The following is a 23,914-nucleotide window of genomic DNA, read 5'->3' on the forward strand; positions in this document are numbered from 1 at the left end:
AGCCAAGCGCTGTCGTGTGGGTTGTTACAGCAACGCGCGGCAGCGCAACACGGCATCGCGGATCATGCTGTTGACCAGCGCGGGTGAGACGCCCAACGCGGTGGCGATCTGCTTTTGCGTCATGCCGTGAATCCGGCACATCTCGAAGGCATCGCGGGTACGTTGCGGCAGGTCGGCGAGCGCCACGGCAATGCGTTCCAGCAGCTGCTGGTCCGAGACCAGGGTTTCGGGCGATTCGGCAGGATGGGCAGGGGCTTCGCCTTGCTCATCCTCGCAGGCCATCAAGCGCTCTTCCAGCCGACGGCGTCGGTAATGGTCGATCGACAGGTTGCGTACCACACGGGTCAGGTACGAGGCCTGCGAGCGGATTGGCTCGCCAGTGCCGGCTCCGGACACCTTCATGAAGGCATCGTGCACGATGTCTTCAGCCTGGCTGCGGCACCCGATGATACGCGTGGCAATGGCGATCAGGCGGTGGCGATGGCTGAAGCATTCTTCTAGCAACTGGGCGTCGGTCCCGGCCACTCCTCGATTCTGCATGAGGCACCTGATCTGTTTGGGGGTTGGCTACGAGCCTGCAGAATCTAATCTTATTAAGAATAATTTTCAATCGCGGGCGTGTTGATACGGTAGGGTGTAACTGCAACCGCAGGAGTTGGAGTAAGCTTGGCCAAATTTTCTGCGCTTGCGGCCAAGATGCCTGACCAACAGCCTCCTGCTTCCTTGAGTGAAATCGCCACCGACTGGTGCATGCGCCTGCATTTTGATGAGTGCAGCGATGCTGATCGCGAGGCGTTTCAGCGCTGGCATGACGCCGATCCGTCGCATGCGGCGGAGTACGCCACCATTTGCCGGATCTGGAATGTCAGTGCGCAGCTGCCTGCGCGTCCGGCGACGCTGACCCAGGCGAAACCCCGTCGGCGATATCAGTCGGCGTGGGCAAGGGCGGCGGTGGTGGTACTGGCCTGTGGTGCCATCTGGGCGACGGGGTGGTCCGCTGGTGTATTGCCGGGTAGCGTTCGCTATTACACGGCGCAAGACACTCGACACCACATAATTTTGCCGGACCTCAGCCAGGTCGAGCTGAACCGCAACTCCGACTTACTGTACCTGGGCTACATCGATCAGCGCCGCGTGGTGTTGACCGACGGCGAAGCCTATTTCGATGTGCAGCACAATGTTGAAAAGCCCTTTGTCATTGCTGCAGACAATGCCAACGTCCGGGTTACCGGCACTCACTTCAACGTCTGGACCGCGCCCCAGCAAACCACGGTGACGCTTACCCAAGGGGCGGTGCAAGTCACGCGTGACGATCAACGGGCAGAGCTTACCCCGGGCATGCAGGCCACTGTGATGCCGGGGCGCGAACTTCAACTCGGTCGCGTGGACCCTACCCGAGTGTCGGCATGGCGCAAGGGCAAATTGATGCTCGATGACATCAGCCTTCGCGATGCGTTGCCATTGATCAATCGCTACTTGAACGTCCCGCTGCAGTTGCACGACCGGGAAGCGGGCGAATTGCGTTTTGGTGGGATCTACGACACGGCCGCGTTGGAACAGTTGGTCGCAGCGCTGCCGCAAATCCTTCCCGTAACGATGCACCAGGCTGACGATGTGCGTCTGATCTCAAGCCGACCCTCTCGCTGATTTTCAGCATTTTCCCGGGTAGTACAGGCCGCTCTCGATTCATCCTTTGTGTGTACCTGTTGTGATTCGCTGAACGAATTTGATGTTCGTTCGTCATTCAGACGAGCCCTTGAAACGACCTGCTTTTGTCGTTGTCCGGGCCCGCCAACACAATGACAACACTTACAGGGAACAGCATGGGCACCTATTCGTTGAACTGGCCGAAACAGCGCTTGCGCCACGGCATTACTGTTGCGCTCTTGAGCCTTGGGCTGTTGACGTCGGTGCCTGGTTTGGCCGAACCGGTCCAGTTGAATATTCCGGCTCAACCCTTGGCGTCGGCGCTGTCTGACTTGGGTAACCAGGCCAATCTGCAGATCATCTACAGCCAGGACACCGTCTCCGGGCTTCGCAGCCCGCAGGTCTCCGGGCGTATGGAGCCGCAAGAGGCGTTGCGCCGGTTGCTTCAGGGCACCTCGATCACCCCGCGCATCGAAGGCGATCATGTCACCTTGCTGGGCACCAGCGACGACTCGGCGTTGGCCTTGCCAACCATCAGTGTTGTTGGTCAGGCGTACAGTTCGGTAGCGCCAGACGACGGCTATGTGGCCAAGCGCGCGTCTGCTGGCAGCAAAACCGATACGCCGCTGATTGAAACGCCGTATTCGGTGTCGGTGGTGACACGTGAGCAAATCGAGGCCCAACAACCCAAGTCGGTCTCGCAGGCCCTGCTTTACACCCCGGGTGTACACGCCGAACTGGCCGGGCCGCAGTTTGTTACCGACCAGCTAATGATCCGTGGTTTTCAACAGGGCACCGGGCGCATGCTGCGTGATGGCACCCGTACCTTCCTGCCAAATTTCCTCGGTTGGGATGCACCAGAAACCTACGGCCTGGAGCGCATTGAAGTGCTGCGTGGCGCCAGTTCGGTGCTCTACGGTGCGTCTGATCCCGGCGGCCAGATCAACCTGGTGAGTAAGCGCCCGACCACCGAGCCGCTGCGTGAAGTGCAGTTGCAGGCGGGTAACCTGAACTACAAGCAGGGTGCCTTCGACCTGGGTGACGCGCTGGATGACGAAGGCGTGTGGAGTTACCGTCTGACGGGTTTGTTCCGTGAAGGCGATGCGCAGGTCGATCACATTACCAATCGTCGCCAGTACATTGCCCCGGCCATCAGCTTTCGCCCCAGCGATGCTACCGAGCTGACGTTCCTGGGTGAGTACCAAAAGCAGACCGGCAACTTCGCCAACCCGTTGCCAGCGGTTGGCACAGTGTTTCGTGATGCCCGCGGGCGCCTGGACCGCGACACCTATGTCGGTGACAGCGCTTATGACTTCATGACCAATGAAAAAACTTCCTTGGGCTATGTGTTCGAACACCGCTTCGACGAGACCTGGACGGTGCGTCAGAACGTGCGCTACAGCGACTATCGTCAGTCGAGTTCGGAGATTGCGATTTTCGGCGCGGCGGGCGATCAGTTCTCCCGCTACAACGATCAACGCAAAGGCGATGGCCGGTTGTTCACCATGGACAACCAGGTGCAGTCCAACTTCGCCACAGGCAGCGTCGAACACACGTTGCTGACCGGTGTTGATTACAACAACGGAAAGTTCGACCAGAAGCAATCGCTGAACTTCATCCTCGAGCCTTTCGACCTGTTCAATCCGGTATACGGCGAGCCACTGACGTTCCTGCCCTTCAGTGCATCGAGCTATGAACAGAAGATGTCGCAGACCGGCGTCTACCTGCAGGACCAGCTGAAAATCGACAACTGGGTGTTGCTGCTCGGTGGCCGTTACGACTGGGCTTCCGATCAGAACGACGGGCGTTCGCCACAAACCCAGAAGGACGAAAAATTCAGCGGCCGCGCTGGCATCGTCTACCTGTTCGACAACGGCCTGGCGCCTTACGCCAGCTACAGCGAGTCGTTCCTGCCGGTGGTGGGGACCACGATCAACAACGCGCGGCTTGAGCCGGAAACCGGCAAACAGTACGAAGTGGGCCTGAAGTACGAGCCGCCGGGCGCCAACAGCCTGTATACCTTGGCGCTGTTCGACCTGACCAAACAGAACGTCACCGAGCAGGTCAATGGCTTCAGCCGTCAGGAAGGTGAAGTGCGTTCCAAAGGCGTGGAGCTGGAAGGCAAGAGCGAGATCTTCACCGGCTTCAACCTGATCGGCAGCTACACCTGGAATGATGTCGAGGTCACAAAGTCTGATACCGGCAACAAGGGCAACACGCCATTCCGCGTGCCAGAGCACATGGCTTCGTTGTGGGGTGATTACAGTATCCAGGGCGGCACGCTGGAAGGCCTGCGTTTCGGCGCCGGTGCGCGTTACGTAGGCAGCACCTACGGCAATTCGGCGAACAGCTTCAAGGTCGACAGCTACACCGTGGTGGATGCCCTGGTCAGCTACCCGCTGGGTAAAGTTGATGCTTCGTTGGCGGGTGTCGAATTGGCATTGAATGCCAGCAACCTGTTTGACAAGGAATACGTGGCCGGTTGCTTCAGCGACTTCGGTTGTCAGTACGGGCAGCAGCGCACGGTGTACGGCACCGTTACCTACAACTGGTAACAGGCACTGTAGGAGCGGCGGTGCGGCGACCCGACTTGCCCCGCGATCGCGTTGTGTCAGTCACATCGCATCGCGGGGCAAGCCCGCTCCTACCGGATGGTATTTTGTGGCGCCAGTTTGTTTTTGCTGCATTCGGCTGTAGGAGCGGGCTTGCCCCGCGATAGCGTTTTGTCAGCCACATCGGATCGCGGGGCAAGCCCGCTCCTACCTCTTCATCTACCCCCCGCGGTGTATGTACAAGCCAAAGGCGCGATTGATAGCGTTGCCTCCATCTTCTGTTTACGACACACAGCTTTCATTACAAAAACAATAGTGGAGAGGTGCGTTATGAGTGGTTTGAAGTTGAGCCGAAGCCTGGGGTTCTGGGCTGCCTACTCCACCTCCGTGGGGTTGGTCGTTTCAGGCACGGCGATGGTGGCGCTGGGCAACGGCTACGGTGTTTCCGGGCCGGCATTCAGCCTCGTCGCGCTGCTGGCGCTGGTGATTATTCTTTGCGTCGCGATGTCTTATTCCGAACTGGCGGCCATGCTGCCAGGCGCCGGTATGGTGGGCGAGTACACCTTACCGGCACTGGGCAAACTGCCCGCCTTGTTTGCGGTGCTCGCGGGCTACATCGTGCTGGTGGGCACGGATGGCGGTACCAACATGATCATTGGCGGCCAGTCGCTTGAGCGCCTGACCGGGGTGCCGTGGTACCTGTTCTCCCTGGGTATTCTGGCCGTATTGGTGGCCATCAACCTCAAAGGCGTCGAGTTGTTCGGGCGCGTACAAACCACGTTGGCCATCGCCATGATGCTGATGCTCGGGTTGGTTGGATTGTGGGGATTGTCCGGCTTTCAGACGGCAGAACCGTTGGCCGAGCAGCCTGTGTTCTCGCAGGTGTCCTGGACCGATCAGCTCGGCCATCTGAGCCTGGCGATCTGGCTGTTCATCGGCATGGAGTTCGTGGCGCCCTTGGCCGAAGAGGTAAAAGAGCCGGGCAAAACCATTCCGCTGGCGATGATCTTTGGCTGCGCCAGTATCTGGTTGGTCGACCTGCTGTTTGGGGTGAGCATTACCCGCTACCTGCCCCTGGAAGAGTTGGCGGCTTCGACCATCCCTCATGTCGATGGCGCCGCAGCAATGCTGGGGCAACCCGGCTTGATCCTGATGGGCAGTATCTCGATTCTGGCCGCAGTCACCACGTGTGACACCTACCTGATCGCTGTGCCGCGCATGTTGTATGGCTTGTCACGCGAAGGGATGCTGCCGAAGATTTTTTCCTGGCTGCACCCGGTGGCCCGAACGCCTTGGTTCAGCATCTTCTTTGTGGTGGCGCTGATACTGATTGTGTTGGTCTACGCCATGGCCAATAACGCCGATATTGCCCTGATCACCATGATGATCAGCGTGGCCTGCACCACCTGGTTGATGTCGTACCTGATCGCGCAGTTGAACGTGGTGATCCTGCGGGTTCGCTACCCCAACGCCAACCGTCCTTTCCGCACGCCGCTGTACCCGCTGCCGCAACTGATTGGCATCGCGGCCTGCCTGTACATGATTGCAACCTTGATTTCCGACGCTCAAGTGTTCGGCATCGCAGTGGTGTGTTCAGCGTTGATCCTGGCCTTTGGTGTTGTGTATTTGAAGTCGACCGGACAGGCCTTGTTTCAGCCGGTGCCCCTTGATGATGTGCTGCGCCGTATTGTCCACCGTTCCGAAGCTGTCGACGGTCATCCTGAGGGTGACGAAGGCGTCTTGCTTGCGCAGTTGAAACGACAATAACCGGCGTTCGGAGTGAGCATGGACCTTTATTCAGTCATTGATCGTCGCGCGCAGCACATGCTGCAGGACACCGTATCGCGCTTTGGCGAGTATATGGCGCCTGAGGCTGCTGGCAGTGCCCGCGCCGTTCTGGGTGTCGATCACCGCCTCGCTGCAGATGGCCTGGTGCTTGAGCATCGTTTGTCGAGCAAGCTGATTGGCAGAATCTACACCTGCCGCTGGCGCTGGAAGGTCGCGGTAGACCTGGGCGGTACGCCGCTGACCCTGCGCTTGAACTACCGCGGTTGGAAGCCTTCGACGCGTACGGCGAAATTTGTCGGGCCTTCTGACTGCAGCGCCTTGCTGCAACAACTGAACAGCCATGCCGTGTTACTGCCATTGTGCGTGGCCATGGAACTCGGCGGTTTGAGTATTCAGTACCACCCGGCAGAAAAGTGCTGTGAGGTGGTGCTGACGCCGAACTATGGCGACTTCGTCTGGATGCTCCTGCCCCCGGTGAAGTACGCACGCCAGCCAACACCTGCCGAGGTAGACAGCACGGTGATGTTGATCCAGCACCTGTCATTGCTGCTTCACGCCAGCACCCCACTCGCACTCGCCAGCTGAGTGCCGTACCCGATGCGTTGCCCGTGCTCAGGCTGACACCTGAGCGCGCAGGGAAAGTGTTCTCGAAAAACGTTACTGCATGAGGATGTCGTTATGTTGGACTCGAACAAGAAAACCATGACTGCCGCGATTCTTCGTGAGCTGGGCGGGTCGCTGCAACTGGAGCAGGTGCCGATTCCCAAGCCAGGCATTGGCGAGATTCTGATCAAGGTCGTGGCCTGCGGCGTGTGCCACAGTGATGTGCATGCCTGCGATGGTGACTGGCCTAGCCCGCCTAATCTGCCGTTGATCCCTGGCCATGAAGTGACCGGCCATATTGCCGAGTTGGGTGAAGGCGTGACCGGTTACTCGATTGGCGACACGGTCGGTGTGCCGTGGATGTACAGCGCCTGTGGCGCCTGCGAATACTGCCGCGCCGGCATGGAAACCATCTGCAAGCAAGGCGAGGCCACCGGCTACAGCAAGCCGGGGGGCTATGCCGAGTACATGATCGCGCCGGCGGCATTCGTGGCGAAAGTTCCAGACGGTGTCGACCTCTACAGCCTGGCGCCGATTCTCTGCGCCGGGGTAACGACCTATCGCGGGCTCAAGCGCTCGGGGGCACGCCCTGGGCAATGGATGGCGGTGATTGGCATTGGTGGCCTTGGCCATGTGGCGGTGCAGTACGCCAAGGCCATGGGGCTCAAGGTAGTGGCGGTCGATGTCAGCGATGAAAAGCTGGAACTGGCCCACCGCCTGGGCGCCGAGCGTGTGTACAACGTCTTGAACGACCCGGAAAGCGCGATCCACGCAGACCTGGGGGGCGTGCATGGTGTGCTGGTAACCGCGACCTCCAACAAAGCCTTCGAGCTGGCCGTGAAGCTGTTGCGCCCCGGCGGCACCGCGATTTACATCGGTCAGCCGGGTGGGGCGGCGGATGAAGTGCGTAGCTCCATCGACCGCATCGTTAACTGGGAGCTGTCGATTCGTGGCTCCAACGTCGGCACCCGGCAAGACCTGCATGAGGCGGTTGAATTCGCCGCCAATGGCTTGGTTAAAGTGGAAAGCAGCCTGACTACCCTGGATGAGATCGATGCCATATTCGATCAGATTCGTCAGGGTGCGGTCGTGGGCCGCAAAGTGTTGAAAATTTCCTGATGTGGGGCGGGTTGGCGCGTCAGCGCCAACCGCGCCGCTTTGTTGGAGCGCAAGCATGAATGCCTATACCCAGCTTTACATCAACGGCCAGTGGCTGGCCCCGTTGGCAGGCGGCACATTTGAAACGTTCGATCCCAGCAGTGAAGCACTGATCACCCGGGTTGCCGCCGCGACTGCCGCCGATGTCGACCTCGCCGTGCAAGCCGCTCGGCATGCCTTTGATGAGGGGCCTTGGCCGCACATGAGCGGCGCGCAACGTGCTGTGGTGTTACGGCGGATTGCCCAAGGTATCCGCGATCGTCAGCAAGCACTGGCCGAGCTTGAGGTGCGCGATAACGGTAAACCGCTACCCGAAGCACTTTGGGATATTGCCGATACCGCTGGCTGTTTCGATTTTTATGCCGATCTGGCCGAAGACCTCGACAGCCATCTGGAGCAACCTATTGCGCTGGCCGATGAGCGCTTCAGTTCGGTAGCCCGCAAAGAGCCGGTGGGCGTGGCTGCGGCGATCATCCCGTGGAACTTCCCGATGCTGATGGCGGCCTGGAAAGTCGCTCCGGCGTTGGCGGCCGGTTGCTGCATGGTGCTCAAACCCTCCGAGCTGACCCCGCTGACGGCCATCGAGCTTGCGCGTATCGCCGACGCGGCTGGGCTTCCTGCCGGTGTGTTGAACATGCTGCCGGGCTTGGGCCACGAGGCGGGCGCTGCGCTGGCCGAGCACCCGGGGATCGACAAGGTGGCGTTCACCGGCAGCGTGCCGACCGGCAGCCGCATCATGCAAGCAGCGGCACGTGACATTAAAAACATCAGCCTGGAGCTGGGGGGCAAATCGCCGTTCATCATCTTTGCCGACAGCGATATCGAGGCGGCTGTCGAGTGGATCATGTTCGGTATTTTCTGGAACCAGGGTCAGGTCTGCTCCGCCACCTCCCGTGTGCTGGTTCAGCGTGAGTTGTATGTGCCGCTGCTTGAGCGTTTGAAGCAGGAGGTCGAGAAGGTAAAGATCGGCAATGGCTTTGAACAAGGCGTGCTGCTTGGCCCGCTGGTGAGCCAGGGCCAATACGACAAGGTGCTGGCCGCCATCGCCCGTGGTCAGGAAGACGGCGCCCGCTTGGTTTACGGCGGCGCGCGCCCGGACGGATTCGACTGCGGCTTCTATGTGCAGCCCACGATCTTCGCCGATGTGCCGCAAGACAGCTGGATCTGGAAAGAAGAAATCTTTGGCCCGGTGGTGTGTATCAACGCGTTTGATGAGGAAACCGAGGCCGTTCGCTCAGCCAACGACTCGCGTTTCGGCCTGGCTGCTGCGGTGATGTCACACGACCTTGAGCGCGCGGAGCGAGTGGCCCGTAAGCTGCGCGCCGGTATCGTCTGGATCAACTGTTCGCAGCCAACCTTTACCGAGGCCCCGTGGGGAGGCTATAAGCACAGCGGTATTGGTCGCGAGTTGGGCGAGTGGGGCTTGGGCAACTACCTGGAAACCAAGCAGATCACCCGTTACGACAGCGATCAGGCTTGGGGTTGGTACCTCAAGTAAGGCTTGCGCCCAGTAAGCAGGTGGCGTTCTGAGGCAACCTCAGTGCGCCACTTTTCTGCCTTGCGGGTTTGACCGCATTCTTTGAGGCCTTGCGCTGATGCACCTGACGGATTGGACCAACAGCGTCGTCGAAGTATTGAGCAAGCCTGCTGGAGCCCCGCAGTTGCAGGCGCTTGCCGCCTGGCTGAGGCGCTTGAGTGTTGTCGATCACTTCGTGCTGTTTGTCTATGAAGGCAGTTATCGCCCGCTGTCGTTATTCAATACCTTCAGTGCAGAGCAGCGCTGCATCTTCATCGATGAGTATCAAACCGGCCCTTACTTGCTCGATCCCTTCTATCTGGCCAGCCAGCCGTCTCAAGCAGAAGGGGTGTACAGCATGCGTCAGCTGGCACCTGACCAGTTTTATAAGAGCGAGTACTTTCAGACCTACTACCACCACCTGGGCTTGAGTGAGGAGGTGGGCTTCTTCATGAACCTGAGCCCCGATACCCACGCGGTGCTTTCACTGATGCGGCGAAGGGGCCGAATGAAGTTTCATGACGATGAAGTCCGGCAGCTGGAAAGTGCTGTACCGGTCGTCAACGCAGCGGTGCGCGCAGCCTGGGAGGCGAGCCAGAAGGTGGCTGCCAGATCCGTCGATGATCATGACCACAGGGTGCAAGAGGCGTTTGCCAACTTTGGCCGTGGCCTGCTGACTGACCGCGAGCGTGAAGTGGTCAGGTTACTTTTACAGGGGCACTCCAGCCTGTCCATTGCACAAAAGCTGCGAATCAGCCCTGCCACGGTGAAGGTTCATCGTAAAAACCTGTATGAAAAACTCGGCATCGGCAGCCAGTCCGGACTGTTGGCGCTTTTTGTTCAGGCGATCAAAGGAAACGCCTCCGGCGAGCTGATAAGTGCTGGGAAATGACCAGTTCGACACAGTTTGTTGAAGGTTTTTTAACGCCCTGAAAAGCCGCAAACAGTGGTGCTTGAGCGTCTCGTCTGCATTTGTTTCAATCTTGAAATACTTTGTTACAAGTTGGCTCTGTAGTCCGAATCGGACTTTTGTATATTTCGTCACGTTTACGTAAACGTCACCAGCAAAGTAAGTGTGTCAGCAGCGCCATAACCAATAAAAACAATCAAGGTTAGAGGGCTCCACATGTCACCAGAGTTTGTGTTGGAAACACGCGGCCTGACTAAGGAGTTTCGCGGTTTTACCGCTGTTGACTCGGTCGATCTGCGTGTGCAGAAGGGACACATCCACGCACTGATTGGCCCCAATGGGGCGGGTAAAACTACGGTCTTCAACCTCCTCACCAAGTTTCTGCCACCCACGCGTGGCGAAATCCTCTACCTGGGCAAACCGATCACTCACCTCAAACCCAATGCAGTTGCGCGTTTGGGCCTGGTGCGCTCGTTTCAGATTTCGGCAGTGTTCGGCCACATGAGCGTGGTTGAAAACGTGCGCGTGGCACTGCAACGCAAGCAGGGCAACTCGTACCATTTCTGGAAACCCGAAAGCAGCCTCGATTCACTCAACGAGCGCGCCCTGCAGATGCTCGATGAAGTCGGCCTGCTCGACTACGCCCACACCCAGACCATCGAACTGCCCTATGGGCGCAAACGCGCGCTGGAACTGGCTACCACTTTGGCACTGGACCCTAAGGTTCTGCTGCTCGATGAACCGACCCAGGGCATGGGCCACGAGGATGTGAACATGGTCATTGAACTGGTGCGCCGCGCCGCAGTGGGGCGCACGGTGTTGATGGTCGAGCACAACCTGAGTGTGGTCAGCGAACTCTCTGACCGCATTACCGTGCTGGCCCGTGGGGCGATTCTGGCTGAAGGTGATTACGCCAGCGTGTCTGCCAACCCACAGGTGCGCGAAGCCTATCTGGGCAGTGAAGCGGTAGTGGCTGAAGGGGCATGCGCATGAGTGGTCTGCACACCCCTGAGTTTGAACAACTGCGCGTCTCTGATCTGCATGCCTTCTACGGCGAATCGCATATCCTGCACGGTATCGACCTGCAAGTGCGGCGTGGCGAACTGGTGACCTTGCTGGGGCGCAACGGTTCCGGGCGCTCCACCACCTTGCGCGCGATCATGAACATGGTGGGCCGCCGCACCGGCTCCATCGTCGTCAATGGCACCGAAACCATCGGCCTGCCGGCGCATTTGATCCCGCGTCTGGGAGTCGGTTTCTGCCCCGAGGAGCGGGGTATTTTCGCCAGCCTCAACGTTGAGGAAAACCTGTTGCTGCCGCCCACGGTGCGTAGCGACGGCATGAACCTCGATGAAATCTACGAGATGTTCCCCAACCTCTACGAGCGTCGTTTCAGCCAGGGCACACGCCTGTCGGGCGGTGAACAACAGATGCTGGCCATGGCGCGGATTCTGCGCAGCGGCGCCAACCTGTTGTTGCTCGACGAGATCACCGAAGGCCTGGCCCCGGTGATTGTGCAGAAGCTGGCGCAGGTGCTGATCAAGCTCAAGAACAAGGGCCTGACCATCGTTCTGGTGGAGCAGAACTTCCGTTTCGCCGCGCCTTTGGCTGACCGCCATTACTTGATGGAACACGGCCAGATCGTGGAGCAATTCAGCGCTGCTGAGCTGGACGCCAAGCAGGATCTGTTACACCGCTGCCTGGGCGTCTGACCCCCGCTTTACCCCTCGCATCATGCAGGTCGTCGTGCCCCTGAAGCCCGACGATCCGGGGCCGCTTTGCCTTGAACAATAAAAATAACTTTGGACAGTGGGTGAATGACATGACGTTTTTCAAGCAAACAGCAAGCGCCATCCTTGTTTCGAGCCTGATCGCCGGTGCCGCCCAGGCACAGATCAGTGACGACGAAATCCGCATCGGTTACCTGGCCGACATGTCGGGTACTTACCGTGATCTTTCCGGTCCGGGGGGACTGGAAGCGTTGAACATGGCCATCGAAGATTTCGGCGGCCAGGTCAACGGCAAAAAAATCGTCGTGTTCAGCGCCGATGACCTGAACAAACCAGACGTCGGCGCCAACACCGTGCGCCAGTGGGTCGATGAACGTAACGTCGATATGGTCACCGGAATGGTGGCCTCTTCGGTGGTGCTGGCGGCGAGTAAAGTCGTTGAGCAATCCGGCAAACTGGCGCTGATTTCGGGTGCCGCAGCCTCCAGTCTGACCAACGAATACTGCTCGCCCAACCACATCCACTGGACCTACGACTCTTACGCGCTGGCCAACGGCACCGCCAAGTCGGTACTGGCCGGGGGCGGCAAGAAGTGGTTCATCCTCACCGCCGACTACGCCTTCGGCCACGCCATGGAAGCGGACATCACCAAGGTGGTCGAAGCCGATGGCGGCCAGGTGGTCGGCAAGGCGCGCCACCCGTTCCCGAGCAGCGACTTCTCTTCCTACATTCTGCAAGCCCAGGGCTCTGGCGCAGACGTGATCGCCTTCGCCAACGCCGGCTCCGACACCGTCAACTCGCTGATGACTGCCAGCCAGTTCGGCGTGGCCCAGTCCGGGCAGAAGCTCGCCGGCATGGTGGTGTTTCTCAACGACATCCACGCCATGGGCCTAGACGTCACCCAGAACCTGATGCTGACCACCGGCTGGTACTGGGACATGAACGACGAAAGCCGCGCCTGGGCTCAGCGTTATCACAAACGCTTCGGCAAGATGCCGGGCATGGTGCCTGCCGGTATCTACTCGGCAACCATGAGCTACCTCAATGCGATCAAGGCCACCGGCAGCGACGAAGCGCAGGCCGTTCGCACGCAAATGATGGCAACCCCCGTCAATGACATGTTCGCCAAAAACGGCAAGATCCGCGCCGACGGCCGCATGGTGCATGACATGTACCTGGCCCAGGTTAAAACTCCGGCCGAGTCCAAAGGTGAGTGGGACCTGTATAAGATCGTGCGCACCATCCCCGGCGATGAAGCCTATCGCCCGGTATCCGAAAGCAAGTGCACGCTGCTCAGCAAAAACTGAGCGAGGCGTGACTGATGCTGCTTGCCCGGCTGACTGCAGCCGGGCGACACGGACTTTCTGCGGGTGGTGAATCATGACTGTGTTATTTGGAATTCCCCTGAGCGTCTTGTCGGGACAGTTACTCCTGGGGCTGATCAACGGCGCCTTCTACGCCTTGCTCAGCCTGGGCCTGGCGATCATTTTCGGCCTGCTGCGGATCATCAACTTTGCCCACGGCGCGCAGTACATGCTCGGCGCCTTTACCGCGGTGCTGGCGCTCAACTACCTGGGCGTCAACTACTGGGTCGCGCTGGTGCTGGCGCCACTGGTGGTCGGTGTGGTCGGGGTGTTGATCGAGCGCTTGCTGCTGCGCCGCATCGCCGGTGAAGACCACCTCTACGGGCTGCTGCTGACCTTCGGCCTGGCGCTGATCCTCGAGGGTTCGTTCGTAAAACTGTTCGGCGTGTCCGGTTCGTCTTACCCGATGCCGGAACAACTCAAGGGCGGCTACAACCTTGGCTTCATGTTCCTGCCAACCTACCGCGCCTGGGTCATCGTCGCGGCGCTGGCGGTGTGCCTGGTGACCTGGTTCATGATCGAACGCACGCGCCTGGGCTCCTACCTGCGCGCCGGTACCGAGAACCCGAAACTGATGCAGGCCTTCGGCATCAACGTGCCGCTGCTGATCACCCTGACCTATGGCTACGGCGCCGCGCTGGCTGCCTTCGCTGGTGTGCTGGCGGCACCAATCTACTCGGTGACACCGACCATGGGCGCCAACCTGCTGATCGTGGTGTTCGCCGTGGTGGTGATTGGCGGCATGGGCTCGATCATGGGCGCCATCGTCACCGGCCTGGCCATGGGCCTGATCGAAGGGCTGACCAAGGTGTTTTATCCAGAGGCATCCAACACGGTGGTGTTCCTGGTCATGGTGCTGGTGCTGCTGGTGCGCCCGGCCGGGCTGTTCGGAAAGGAGGCATAGACGATGACCAGTCTGCAAATCAAACCGGCTGCAGCGCACCTGCAACCGCAAGTGGTGCTGGAGCGGCAACAGGCCGCCACACGGCGCAAACGCTGGTTCTACCTGGCGCTGTTCGCCGTCGCCCTGGTCGCGCCAGTCGCGATCTACCCCGTGTTCCTGATGAAGTTGCTGTGCTTTGCCCTGTTCGCCTGTGCCTTCAACTTGCTGCTGGGCTATGCCGGGTTGCTGTCATTCGGGCATGCGGCGTTTCTGGCCACCGGCGGCTACGTCACCGGCTTTTTGCTCAGCCACTACAGTGGCCTGGGCACCGAGTGGGGGATTCTCGCCGGCACCCTGACATCGGCGCTGCTTGGCCTGGTCTTCGGGCTGTTGGCGATCCGTCGTCAGGGCATCTACTTCGCCATGATCACCCTGGCATTGGCCCAGCTGGTGTTTTTCATCTACGTCCAGGCCCCGTTCACCGGCGGCGAGAACGGCCTGCACGGGGTACCGCGCGGTGAGCTGTTCGGGGTATTCGACCTGAGCAACAACCTGACGATGTACTACTTCGTGCTGGCCGTGTTCGTGTTCGGTTACGCGGTGATCCAGCGCACCATCCACTCGCCCTATGGTCAGGTACTCAAGGCCATCCGTGAGAACGAGCCACGGGCGGTTTCCCTGGGCTACAACGTCGATGCCCACAAGCTGCTGGCTTTCGTCATTTCGGCTGCACTCACCGGCCTTGCCGGCTCGACCAAAACCGTGGTGTTCCAGCTGGCGTCCTTGACCGACGCGCACTGGCACATGTCGGGCGAAGTGATCCTGATGACCTTGCTGGGCGGCGTTGGCACGGTGCTCGGGCCTCTGGTGGGCGCCACCGTGGTGGTCACCCTGCAGAGCTATTTGTCCAACGGCCCGCTGGGGGAATGGGTGCACGTGATCCTCGGGGTGATCTTCGTCGCCTGCGTGCTGCTGTTCCGGGTCGGCATTGTCGGCTGGGTGCTCAAATTCAGCCGCCGCAACTTCTAGATCAACGTTGCCATCGCCATTGGGAGCGCCCGCGCGGAGTGCGCGGGTGTGCTGCACAACAACAATAAAAAAGAGAGCCTTATGCACGTCAAACGATCTACTCGCATTGTTCAACTGACTGGCATCGCCAGCGCTATCGGGGTGTGCATGCCGGCCTCGGCCGCGTTCGTCGACGACAGCAAAGCCAGCGTCGAAATGCGTAACTTCTACATGAACCGCGACTTCCGTCAGGCTGGCGCCGCGCAGAATAAAGGCGAGGAGTGGGCGCAGGGTTTCATCCTGCGCGTTGAGTCGGGTTTCACCGAAGGCCCGGTGGGCGTGGGCGTCGATGCCCTGGGGCTGTTGGGCGTCAAGCTCGACTCCAGCCCGGACCGTGCCGGGGTCACCGGCTTGCTGCCTCAGGGGCCACAGTCCAAACGTGCCCCGGACGACTACAGCGAAGTGGGCCTGACCGGCAAACTGCGGGTTTCCAAAAGCACCTTGAAGGTCGGCACCCTGATGCCGAAATTGCCGGTGTTGGTGCCAAACGATTCACGCCTGTTGCCGCAGACCTTCCAGGGCGGGCATTTGAACTCGATGGAGCTCGACAACCTGAGCTTCAACGCAGGCCGCCTTACTCAGGTCAGCCAGCGTAACTCGTCGAACCGCGAAGACATGACCGTGATGAAGGGCCCGCGCCGCAACATCATCACCGGCGCCAACCCCACCACTGACCAGTTCGACTTCATTGGCGCTGACTACAAATGGACCAACGCGCTGACCACCGGCTACCACTACGCCCACCTCGATAGCCTGTACAAACAGCACTTCCTGACCCTGACCCACACCTTGCCGGTGACCGAGGGGCAGTCGTTGAAGACGGACTTGCGTTGGTCCAGCGCCGACGATGACGGTAACAGCAACGTCGACAACCGCATGCTCGGCGCGATGTTCACCTACGCGATCGGTGCCCATGCGTTTGGCGTCACCTATCAGAAAATGAGCGGTGATACCGGCTTTGCCAACGTCAACGGCGCCGACCCGTACCTGGTCAATCTCGTGCAGATCAACGACTTCGCCAACCAGGATGAACGCTCCTGGCAGGCGCGGTATGACTTCAACTTTGCTGGTATCGGCATTCCTGGCCTGACCTTCATGACCCGTTACGTCAAAGGCGACAACGTCAATCTGGGGGCTGCACCGGGGGATGGGAAGGAGTGGGAGCGCAACACCGACATCGGTTATGTGATCCAGAGTGGCCCGCTGCAGAACGTCGGCATCAAATGGCGGAATGCGACCGCGCGCAGCAGCTTCGCTAGCGACCTGGATGAAAACCGTTTGATCCTCAGCTACAGCCTGCCGCTCTGGTAACAGGGTTTCGGTAAAAGCCGCCAGCCCAAGGCTGGCGGCCCGATTGCCACAAGCATTTACCTGAGCCTCGGCACGTGAATATAATGCGAGTCATTATCAATCACGTCTTGCCGGGATGCCGATGCGCAGCGATGAAACACTAGGTACTGCAGATCTAGCGCTGCTCTATCGCACCCACCATTCCTGGTTGCATGGCTGGCTGAGCCGCCGCCTCGGCTGTCGTGAAAACGCAGCGGATCTGGCGCAAGACACCTTCGTGCGTCTGCTCAAGTCCCGGCAAATAAGCCCCTTGCGCGAACCGCGTGCCTATCTGAGCAGCATCGCCCGCGGCCTGATGATCGACCAGTACCGTCGCCGCGAACTCGAACGCGCTTACCTTGAAAGCATCGCGCTGCTACCTGAGCAAGAGGTTCCCTCGGAAGAAAGTCGGCTGCTGATTCTTGATGCTCTTGAGCGCATCGACCGCATGCTCAGCACGCTTAAACCCCGAGTTCGCCAGGCGTTTCTACTGGCCCAGCTCGACGGCTTGAGCTGCCCGCAAATCGCTAAAGCATTGGGCGTTTCCCGCGCGACCGTGGAGCGCGACCTGGCCAAGGCCCTGCAGCATTGCTATCGCTTGCGCTATGTCGAAGCGTGAGTCGCAGGCGCTGGATCAGGCCGTGGTCGACCAGGCGATCCACTGGCTGGTGTGCCTGCGCTTCAATCAAGCCGATGAGCAAACACAGCGCAGCTTTGAGCAGTGGCTGCAACAGCGCCCGGAGCATCTGTTGGCGTGGCAGCGGGTGGACGCGCTGGGCGATGATTTCGCCGGCATCCCAGCGCAATTAGCCCGGCAAACCCTGAACGCCAGCAACGCCGGAATGCACCGTCGGCAAAGCCTGAAGCTACTGGGGGTGTTGGCCACCGTGGGTGGCGCGGCCTGGCTTGGTCGCGATTACACGCCGCTGCCGGCCCTGCTCGCTCAGCAACAGAGCAACACCGGCGAGCAACGACACTTCCAGCTCGATGACGGCAGCCTGATCCAGCTCAACAGCGACAGTGCGGTCGACAGCCAGTTCGACGCACAGCGGCGCCTGATCATCCTGCGCCGTGGCGAAATCATCGTGAATGCCGGTGCCGATGAACACTCAGCGCGAGTGCGACCCCTCTGGGTACAGACACGCGATGGCGTCATACGTGTCCTCAGTGGCCGCTTGCTGGCGCGCCAACGTGACGACGGCACTTTGCTCGCCGTGCAGGGCGGGGCAGTCAACGCATTTCCTGGCTCGACGCAAACCCTTGCCGGTAGCGGCAGCCACATCGTTCTGGGCGCAAATCAGCTGCTGTTCACAACCGATGGCGCCCATGAGTACGGGGGTAACGGCCTGGATGTATGGGGCTGGAGCGACGGGGTGATCAGCGCACGCAATATGCGCCTCAGGGACTTTGTTATGGAGTTGTCGCGCTATCGCCCCGGCGTGTTGCGCTGCGCTGAAGAGGTTGCGGACCTTCGAGTCTCCGGCACGTTCCAACTCGCCGACAACGATCAGGTACTGGCATTGGTCGCGCAGTCACTGCGCTTGCGCGTTGATTACCGCACCCGTTACTGGGTGACGCTGACCGCCGCCAGTTGAGTCGATTTTCACCTCGCGGCCACCGCAAAAAAATAAATGAGGTGGTTTCTCATTCTCGTTCGACCTGTAAGGAAAGCCGAAGTACTGGCCAATCTGCCGACCCCTTTCCACGGAGCGAGTACATGAGTTCGTCCCCAGTGCCACAGCGTCATCCCTTGAATCGAGCCTTACACGCTGCGGCCTTTGGTTTGATCATCAGCAGCTACGCGCTGCCCTCGCTGGCGCACGCTGCGAGCGCTGAGCACAGCAACCAGATTCAGCAGTGGAACATCCCGGCCGGCCCATTGGCGCCAGCGCTCGACCGCTTTGCTCGTGAAGCGGGCATCAGCCTGTCTTTCGATGCGGCGAGCGTAGCGGACCGCAACACCCGTGGCGTTAACGGTTCGTACGAGACCTCGGCAGCACTGTCATCGCTGCTGCAGGGCAGCGAGTTGCAGGCTGAGCTGCTAGGCCCGAATGCGTACCTGATCACACCTGCGGACAAGCCCGCTGGCCCGCTCGAACTCGGCGCCACCGAGGACTACCGCCTTGCGCCAGTCATCATCAATGCCAAGGTCAAAGCCAGTGCCGACGATGACGCCAACTCGGTGGTAGCCAAAGAGCTCTGGGTTGGCGGCAAAGTCGCGACCAGCATCCTCAACACACCGGCTTCGGTGTCGGTGGTCACCCGCAAGGAAATGGAACAGCGCAGCGTCAGCACCACCGAAGAGGCGCTGCAATACACCCCCGGCGTCGTCAGCGACTTTTATGGCTCGGACGACCGCAACGACTACTTCCAGATCCGCGGCTTTCAGGCCACCACCTACCGTGACGGCCTGACCCTGAGCTCGATGCGCGGTGTGCGCGAAGACCCCTTCGCCTACGAGCGCATCGAAATTCTGCGTGGCGCCAACTCCACCCTGTTCGGCCCGGCCGACCCGGGTGGCTCGGTGAACTTCGTGACCAAACAGCCGCGCTTCGAACAGTTCGGCCAGGGCTATGTCACCTACGGCTCCTTTGACCATGCCGAAACCGGCATCGACGTCGGCGATGCATTGAACGACGACAACACCGTGGCCGGGCGCTTCACCGCCAAAATGCAAAACAGCGACCGCGAATACGACCACTCGCAGGACGACGAACGTTTCGTGATGGGCGGCCTCACCTGGGCGCCCACCGACTACACCTCGGCCACCATGATTCTCGACTACCTGAAAACCAACAGCTCGCCGAACAGCGGCGGCTACCCGTTGGACAAGGAATACGACCGCAGCGATTTCTACGGTGAGCCCAGCTACAACTTTCACGACGTCGAACGCACCAGCCTCAGCGGCAACATCACCCACGACTTCGACAACGGCTTCGTGCTGCGCAGCAACCTGCGTTACAGCGAGCTGACCGACAACTACGGCTACGTTTACCTGAGCGATTCCGCCACGCGTGTTGGCACCAGCATCCCGCGCTACCTCCTGGGTAGCGACAGCGATGCCGACCAGTTCAACGGCAACCTCATGCTGCAATACGATGCCCGCTTCGAACACATCGACAGCAGCACCCTGGTCGGCGTGGAATATCTCGACTCGTCGAGCAAAGAAAGCTCCGTGTACGACCTGGCATCGCCGATCGACATCGCCAACCCGGTGTTCACCGGTGTTTCCAGCGCACTCACGCCTTACACCCGCAAGAAGAACGACGCCACAACCAAAGCTGTTTTCCTCCAGCAGAACCTGTCGTTCTACGAGCGCTTCATCGTCACCGGCGGCGTGCGCAACGACTCCATGGAACTGTCCAGCAAGGGCTACAACCAATTCTCCAGCCCGGTGCAATTCGACGATAACGACAGCTTCTCCGAAACCTCTTACCGCGGCGCACTGACCTACATCGTCAACGATGAAGTCTCCACCTACGTCAGCATGGTGGAATCCGTCTCGCCCCCTCAAGTCGGTGTTACACCGCAGACCGGCAAACAGTACGAAGTCGGCGTGAAGTACTCGCCGATCGGCATGGACGCACTGTTCTCCGCAGCCGTTTACGACCTGACCCAGGAAAACGTCACCATCGCCGTCGTGCTGCCGAGCGGCATCATCGAACAGCAGACCGTTGGCGAATCGCGAGTACGCGGCCTCGACCTGGAAGCCAAAGCGCAAGTAACGCAAGACCTCAGCCTGATCGGCGCTTACTCCTACATGGAGTCCGAGGTGGTACGCGGAACCTTGTACGACGGCTCCTCGCTCAAGGGCAACGAGTTCACCACCGCGCCGAAGCACTCTGCTTCGCTATGGAGTTACTACAACGTGCCCGGCACCGACGTGAGTGTTGGCTTGGGCGCGCGCTATGTGGGGGCTTATTACATGGATGCCGCCAACACCAAAAAAAGCGACGGCACCACCTTGTTTGATGCCGCCTTCAACTACCAGATTGCCAAAGGCACCGACCTTGCGGTGAACGTCAGCAACTTGCTGGATGAGCAGCATGTGGTGGGGTCTGGGACGGCGAACTACTACAACCCAGGGCGGGAAGTGACTGCCAAGGTGAGTTACAGCTGGTAAAGCGGTGAAACTGTAGGAGCGGGCTTGCCCCGCGAGGCGATGTGGCAGATGAACCGCCATCGCGGGGCAAGCCCGCTCCTAATTACAGGTGATAGCCAATGGGCCGGGGTAATCTGAAACAAGGCGGTATCTATATGTTTTTTCTGGTTAATGATTTATTGGTCAACATGTTTGGAATACCAGTTGGAACGCTGCGTGGTCTGGATTCCGATGGACGGTGCTTTTTGAGCTCCACCCCAAAAACGAATCGGGTCCAAATCTATCAAGCAAATGGTCGTGCTGTTGATTGTCGCCCCTGCGCGTACGATGTCCCCACTCGCACGTACAGGAGCTCCTGACAACGATACCGTCAATGATTACCGTGCTGGCTAAGCCGACTCTCGAAGTACTGCGCAGTCTCTTTGTCGGTGCAGTACAGGTAGCAACCCTTCATCCCGCGTGTCATCAGGGTTCGGTACGTATTTTTGATGATCAGGTCTGTTTCACTTTTCGCGAGGGTAGGTTGCTCTTTCATCATTTTTTTCCAGCCGCGAATCGATTTATCGTGCTTGTCGCGCTCATCTGGGGATGTCACGACCTTACCGTCACGTACGACTAGGTCTGGCCCGATGATCACCCCGACGTAGTCGACTTCCAAACCTTGGCAGGTATGAATGCAGCCAACCTGCTCAATGGAGTTCTCAGCGATGATCCATAGGCTGCCATCCTGATCCAGGTTCCATTGGCGTTTGTAGTCACCAATCACGATATCAGCAGCGGTGGGGTCTTTCTTGCTCAACCAAGGCCAGCAATAGCCCGCGACCACACGAGCTTTGTTCCCGTGGTTTTTCTCGTTGATTGCGTCATGCATCGCCTGAGGTGAGTCGAACACCTTAAACTCGTACTCTTGTGTCTCAAGCGTCGGATTTGCCGTCGAGCGAATGCCTAGCGTGTCATCCAGCCATGCCAGGTAACCGTCAGAACCACTGCAGCGAAACTGCGAAGACAGCACGTGTTCTTCAACCACAGCACCCTTGGCTTTCGCAAAGGCGCGAATCGCCTGCTTGCTGCCGATATCGCTCAAGGTTACACGCTGGTCCTCATCAATGAAGAAAATGGAGCATTTCGCTGAGTCAATCAGCTCCTTGATTTGGTTCTCCCCAAGGTTTCCATAAAGCCCGCTTTTCTCATTCAGTCGGTGAGCTTCGTCCACGATGAGCGCATCGAATGTGTTGGGCTCAGTGTCGATGAATGCCCCAGAGCCTGAAAAGAAATTTGAGAAATGGCTGCGCTTGATGGTGCCAACTAGTTTGCTTTCGTAGACCTTGCGAGGGGCGGCATTCTTGGAGACGTATTTGCTCATCAGCTTCAATTCGGTGAGCTTCACCAGCAGATTGATAGCCAGAACAGTTTTTCCGGTGCCCGGTCCACCTTCGATGATCATCACCTTGGGTGCTTGGTCCGAAGCCTCGCTTGCCGCCGCCAGCGCCGACTCAAAAATTGCTTTCTGATCGTCAATCAACACGAACTCGGGTTTGCCTTTCATCAACCCGCTGAGGGCTTCGGCTAGCGCCTTGGACGGGCGAATTTTTCCTTCGGACAGCTCATACAGCACCTCTTTGTTGTCGCCATGGGTTATATGCTTTTTCAGAAAACTTCTGAGTTTACTGAGCTCTTCCGGGCCTTTCAGAAACAGCGGAGCATTGCTGATGTGGGGCTCATAGTGGGCTGAATCTATGACCCCGTCGCTGATGTAGTTATGGAGGTAGGCACACGGACGGATTTCGATGCTTTTGTCATACACCGCCTCGTTGAAGCCTTCCAACAGCGCTGCATATGACCACACCTGATAGGACGGGTGAATGGTCTCAATGAGACCGCCACCCAAGGCCGTTTTGACGATGGCATCCTTGGTTGTTGCGGTGGCCTTACTCCATTGCTTCAGCTCGATCAGTACGGCCTTTTTTGCCTGGTTCTCGTCGCGACCGGTGAGTAGAAAGTCGATTCGCTTTGACGACTGCGGAATGTGTAATTCAATGGCCAGGCCTGCATCGCTGGGGAGGCCCTCATCTCTAAGGACCTTGGCCATGTACGTCAGGGACCCTTGCCACGACCTGATTTCCGAGGAGCCAACATTCTTGCCGGTAGCTTCCTTGTAGTGCCTGAGGATCACCTCCTCAATGTCATCGTTATCGTTGTCTTTAAGAAATTGCTGTTTGGTCGCAGCGTAAACGATCACGGTTTGTCCTTAGGTGCGTGTTGGTCAGAGTCGGTCGTACTTTTTGCTGGTGCTTCTGGCTTTATCCACCGGGTACTTCTGGTCATTCGAGGCGATTTTTTGTGTCACCGCCTCGTTGAGGTCAATGCCAAGTACGCTGCTCAGGCGAACCAGGTACATCAGAACATCCGCCAGCTCATCCTTGATGGCTTGGCCGATTTCGGGATCTGTTGCGGAGGAGATCGAATCCGCATCGCTCATCCATTGGAAAATCTCGCAGAGCTCACCTACCTCGCCAGTGAGAGCTAGGATGAGATTTTTGGGGGAGTGGAACTGCTGCCAGTCGCGATCATCTGCGAACCGCTGGAGCGATGCGGCAAGCTTCACTACGTCAACCAGTGGCGCTGATGAACTGTCTGAGTGACTCACGGGCTTATCTCTTGGGTATCGGTGAGGGGCTGAATCAGGTGTAGGAAATCCGGTCTTGGATTGTAAGGGTTTTCGCTGTATGAGCAGATTTTTTGTGTTTTCTCTCTCACGTGCGGTCTGCCGGCGGAACTCCTTGTAGGCGTTCTTGCTTTGGGCGTGGGGAATTGTTCCGTCAAAAAACAAGTCTTCCACTGCTTGTCGGTGGGCGTAGCTCAGTTAACCGCAATAACGATTATGCCCAGCGAACAGCGGCCTTTTCTTCGCCCTCATAGCGTGTGCAGATAGAGCGGCAGTGCGTTCCTGTGGTTGGCACTTTCCAATTGCTGCCTGTTTGCTAAGCAGTCGCTCACCTAGCTTTGCGAGGTCGGCAGACTCCAATAGTGAGGCGGCAGGTGACAATCTGCGCAGTTTCTGGCCTTACACGTGGGGACACAGCAGCCAGTGTCGTTGCTACCCAGAGTAATGATGCGGCGCATGGTGGCCGAGCTAGATTTCTTGCGGGCTTCCCTAGCTATCCACCGCCATTCCCCCACAATTCAGCTGCTTGTTGCGGGCGATGGTAAAACGCTACCATTGGATTCATGCGGTGTTCCCGTTTTGGGAATTTATGCGATTGA

At 59.0% G+C, this 23,914-nt stretch carries 19 protein-coding genes; 16 read left to right on the forward strand and 3 right to left on the reverse strand.

Annotated features, from left to right (window positions below):
* Nucleotides 1-24 precede the first annotated feature (24 nt).
* A complete protein-coding gene (locus tag ACP6KB_RS03715; RefSeq protein ID WP_442112103.1) occupies nt 25-540 on the reverse strand; it encodes an RNA polymerase factor sigma-70 in 516 nt (171 codons plus the stop codon).
* Between the two features lie 126 nt (nt 541-666).
* Between ACP6KB_RS03715 and ACP6KB_RS03720 the strand changes: the two genes are divergently transcribed.
* The 16 genes from ACP6KB_RS03720 (at nt 667) to ACP6KB_RS03795 (ending at nt 20,671) form a co-directional block, all read left to right on the forward strand.
* On the forward strand, nt 667-1,647 hold the full coding sequence (locus tag ACP6KB_RS03720) for a FecR family protein (RefSeq protein ID WP_442112104.1): 981 nt from the start codon (nt 667-669) through the stop codon (nt 1,645-1,647).
* A 176-nt stretch (nt 1,648-1,823) separates the two neighbouring features.
* The gene (locus ACP6KB_RS03725; RefSeq protein WP_442112105.1) at nt 1,824-4,202 is read left to right on the forward strand and encodes a TonB-dependent siderophore receptor; all 2,379 of its coding nucleotides are present in this window, start codon (nt 1,824-1,826) and stop codon (nt 4,200-4,202) included.
* A gap of 327 nt (nt 4,203-4,529) precedes the next feature.
* On the forward strand, nt 4,530-5,966 hold the full coding sequence (locus tag ACP6KB_RS03730) for an APC family permease (protein ID WP_442112106.1): 1,437 nt from the start codon (nt 4,530-4,532) through the stop codon (nt 5,964-5,966).
* A gap of 18 nt (nt 5,967-5,984) precedes the next feature.
* On the forward strand, nt 5,985-6,572 hold the full coding sequence (locus ACP6KB_RS03735) for a hypothetical protein (RefSeq protein WP_442112107.1): 588 nt from the start codon (nt 5,985-5,987) through the stop codon (nt 6,570-6,572).
* Between the two features lie 93 nt (nt 6,573-6,665).
* The gene (locus ACP6KB_RS03740) at nt 6,666-7,709 is read left to right on the forward strand and encodes a zinc-dependent alcohol dehydrogenase (protein WP_442112108.1); all 1,044 of its coding nucleotides are present in this window, start codon (nt 6,666-6,668) and stop codon (nt 7,707-7,709) included.
* A 55-nt stretch (nt 7,710-7,764) separates the two neighbouring features.
* Nucleotides 7,765-9,246 (forward strand): aldehyde dehydrogenase family protein, encoded by a 1,482-nt coding sequence (locus tag ACP6KB_RS03745; RefSeq protein ID WP_442112109.1) that lies wholly within the window; start codon nt 7,765-7,767, stop codon nt 9,244-9,246.
* A 163-nt stretch (nt 9,247-9,409) separates the two neighbouring features.
* Entirely contained in the window at nt 9,410-10,156 is a 747-nt protein-coding gene (locus ACP6KB_RS03750) for a response regulator transcription factor (protein ID WP_442112110.1), read from the forward strand.
* 234 nt (nt 10,157-10,390) lie between these two features.
* Nucleotides 10,391-11,167 (forward strand): ABC transporter ATP-binding protein, encoded by a 777-nt coding sequence (locus tag ACP6KB_RS03755; RefSeq protein ID WP_442112111.1) that lies wholly within the window; start codon nt 10,391-10,393, stop codon nt 11,165-11,167.
* Complete coding sequence (locus tag ACP6KB_RS03760) at nt 11,164-11,886, forward strand: ABC transporter ATP-binding protein (protein WP_442112112.1); 723 nt, start codon at nt 11,164-11,166, stop codon at nt 11,884-11,886. Before ACP6KB_RS03755 ends, ACP6KB_RS03760 begins: the two co-directional genes overlap by 4 nt.
* Before the next feature lie 110 nt (nt 11,887-11,996).
* Nucleotides 11,997-13,211 (forward strand): ABC transporter substrate-binding protein, encoded by a 1,215-nt coding sequence (locus ACP6KB_RS03765; protein ID WP_442112113.1) that lies wholly within the window; start codon nt 11,997-11,999, stop codon nt 13,209-13,211.
* A 73-nt stretch (nt 13,212-13,284) separates the two neighbouring features.
* Nucleotides 13,285-14,172 (forward strand): branched-chain amino acid ABC transporter permease, encoded by an 888-nt coding sequence (locus tag ACP6KB_RS03770; RefSeq protein WP_442112114.1) that lies wholly within the window; start codon nt 13,285-13,287, stop codon nt 14,170-14,172.
* A 3-nt stretch (nt 14,173-14,175) separates the two neighbouring features.
* Nucleotides 14,176-15,180 (forward strand): branched-chain amino acid ABC transporter permease, encoded by a 1,005-nt coding sequence (locus ACP6KB_RS03775; RefSeq protein ID WP_442112115.1) that lies wholly within the window; start codon nt 14,176-14,178, stop codon nt 15,178-15,180.
* A gap of 81 nt (nt 15,181-15,261) precedes the next feature.
* The gene (locus ACP6KB_RS03780; RefSeq protein WP_442112116.1) at nt 15,262-16,530 is read left to right on the forward strand and encodes an OprD family porin; all 1,269 of its coding nucleotides are present in this window, start codon (nt 15,262-15,264) and stop codon (nt 16,528-16,530) included.
* A 121-nt stretch (nt 16,531-16,651) separates the two neighbouring features.
* Nucleotides 16,652-17,167, forward strand: coding sequence for a sigma-70 family RNA polymerase sigma factor (locus tag ACP6KB_RS03785; protein WP_442112117.1), 516 nt, complete (start codon nt 16,652-16,654; stop codon nt 17,165-17,167).
* The gene (locus ACP6KB_RS03790) at nt 17,154-18,143 is read left to right on the forward strand and encodes a FecR domain-containing protein (RefSeq protein WP_442112118.1); all 990 of its coding nucleotides are present in this window, start codon (nt 17,154-17,156) and stop codon (nt 18,141-18,143) included. Before ACP6KB_RS03785 ends, ACP6KB_RS03790 begins: the two co-directional genes overlap by 14 nt.
* Before the next feature lie 122 nt (nt 18,144-18,265).
* Nucleotides 18,266-20,671 carry a TonB-dependent siderophore receptor gene (locus tag ACP6KB_RS03795; protein ID WP_442112119.1) on the forward strand — a complete coding sequence of 802 codons (2,406 nt, stop codon included), beginning with the start codon at nt 18,266-18,268 and terminating at the stop codon, nt 20,669-20,671.
* Between the two features lie 349 nt (nt 20,672-21,020).
* Here the strand turns inward: ACP6KB_RS03795 and ACP6KB_RS03800 are convergent, their stop codons facing one another.
* Together ACP6KB_RS03800 and ACP6KB_RS03805 are read right to left on the reverse strand one after the other, a co-directional pair.
* Nucleotides 21,021-22,889 (reverse strand): DNA/RNA helicase domain-containing protein, encoded by a 1,869-nt coding sequence (locus ACP6KB_RS03800; RefSeq protein WP_442112120.1) that lies wholly within the window; start codon nt 22,887-22,889, stop codon nt 21,021-21,023.
* Nucleotides 22,890-22,913: 24 nt separating this feature from the next.
* Nucleotides 22,914-23,297, reverse strand: coding sequence for a nucleotide pyrophosphohydrolase (locus ACP6KB_RS03805; protein ID WP_442112121.1), 384 nt, complete (start codon nt 23,295-23,297; stop codon nt 22,914-22,916).
* Nucleotides 23,298-23,914 lie beyond the last annotated feature (617 nt).

Source organism: Pseudomonas sp. NUPR-001, assembly GCF_052147955.1.
Lineage (GTDB): Bacteria > Pseudomonadota > Gammaproteobacteria > Pseudomonadales > Pseudomonadaceae > Aquipseudomonas.

Bases quoted from the DNA above. Each gene is read 5' to 3' on its own strand.
- ACP6KB_RS03715 (WP_442112103.1), bottom strand. From the start codon at position 540: ATGCAGAATCGAGGAGTGGCCGGGACCGACGCCCAGTTGCTAGAAGAA.
- ACP6KB_RS03725 (WP_442112105.1), top strand. From the start codon at position 1,824: ATGGGCACCTATTCGTTGAACTGGCCGAAACAGCGCTTGCGCCACGGC.
- ACP6KB_RS03730 (WP_442112106.1), top strand. From the start codon at position 4,530: ATGAGTGGTTTGAAGTTGAGCCGAAGCCTGGGGTTCTGGGCTGCCTAC.
- ACP6KB_RS03735 (WP_442112107.1), top strand. From the start codon at position 5,985: ATGGACCTTTATTCAGTCATTGATCGTCGCGCGCAGCACATGCTGCAG.
- ACP6KB_RS03740 (WP_442112108.1), top strand. From the start codon at position 6,666: ATGTTGGACTCGAACAAGAAAACCATGACTGCCGCGATTCTTCGTGAG.
- ACP6KB_RS03745 (WP_442112109.1), top strand. From the start codon at position 7,765: ATGAATGCCTATACCCAGCTTTACATCAACGGCCAGTGGCTGGCCCCG.
- ACP6KB_RS03755 (WP_442112111.1), top strand. From the start codon at position 10,391: ATGTCACCAGAGTTTGTGTTGGAAACACGCGGCCTGACTAAGGAGTTT.
- ACP6KB_RS03760 (WP_442112112.1), top strand. From the start codon at position 11,164: ATGAGTGGTCTGCACACCCCTGAGTTTGAACAACTGCGCGTCTCTGAT.
- ACP6KB_RS03765 (WP_442112113.1), top strand. From the start codon at position 11,997: ATGACGTTTTTCAAGCAAACAGCAAGCGCCATCCTTGTTTCGAGCCTG.
- ACP6KB_RS03770 (WP_442112114.1), top strand. From the start codon at position 13,285: ATGACTGTGTTATTTGGAATTCCCCTGAGCGTCTTGTCGGGACAGTTA.
- ACP6KB_RS03775 (WP_442112115.1), top strand. From the start codon at position 14,176: ATGACCAGTCTGCAAATCAAACCGGCTGCAGCGCACCTGCAACCGCAA.
- ACP6KB_RS03780 (WP_442112116.1), top strand. From the start codon at position 15,262: ATGCACGTCAAACGATCTACTCGCATTGTTCAACTGACTGGCATCGCC.
- ACP6KB_RS03785 (WP_442112117.1), top strand. From the start codon at position 16,652: ATGCGCAGCGATGAAACACTAGGTACTGCAGATCTAGCGCTGCTCTAT.
- ACP6KB_RS03790 (WP_442112118.1), top strand. From the start codon at position 17,154: ATGTCGAAGCGTGAGTCGCAGGCGCTGGATCAGGCCGTGGTCGACCAG.
- ACP6KB_RS03795 (WP_442112119.1), top strand. From the start codon at position 18,266: ATGAGTTCGTCCCCAGTGCCACAGCGTCATCCCTTGAATCGAGCCTTA.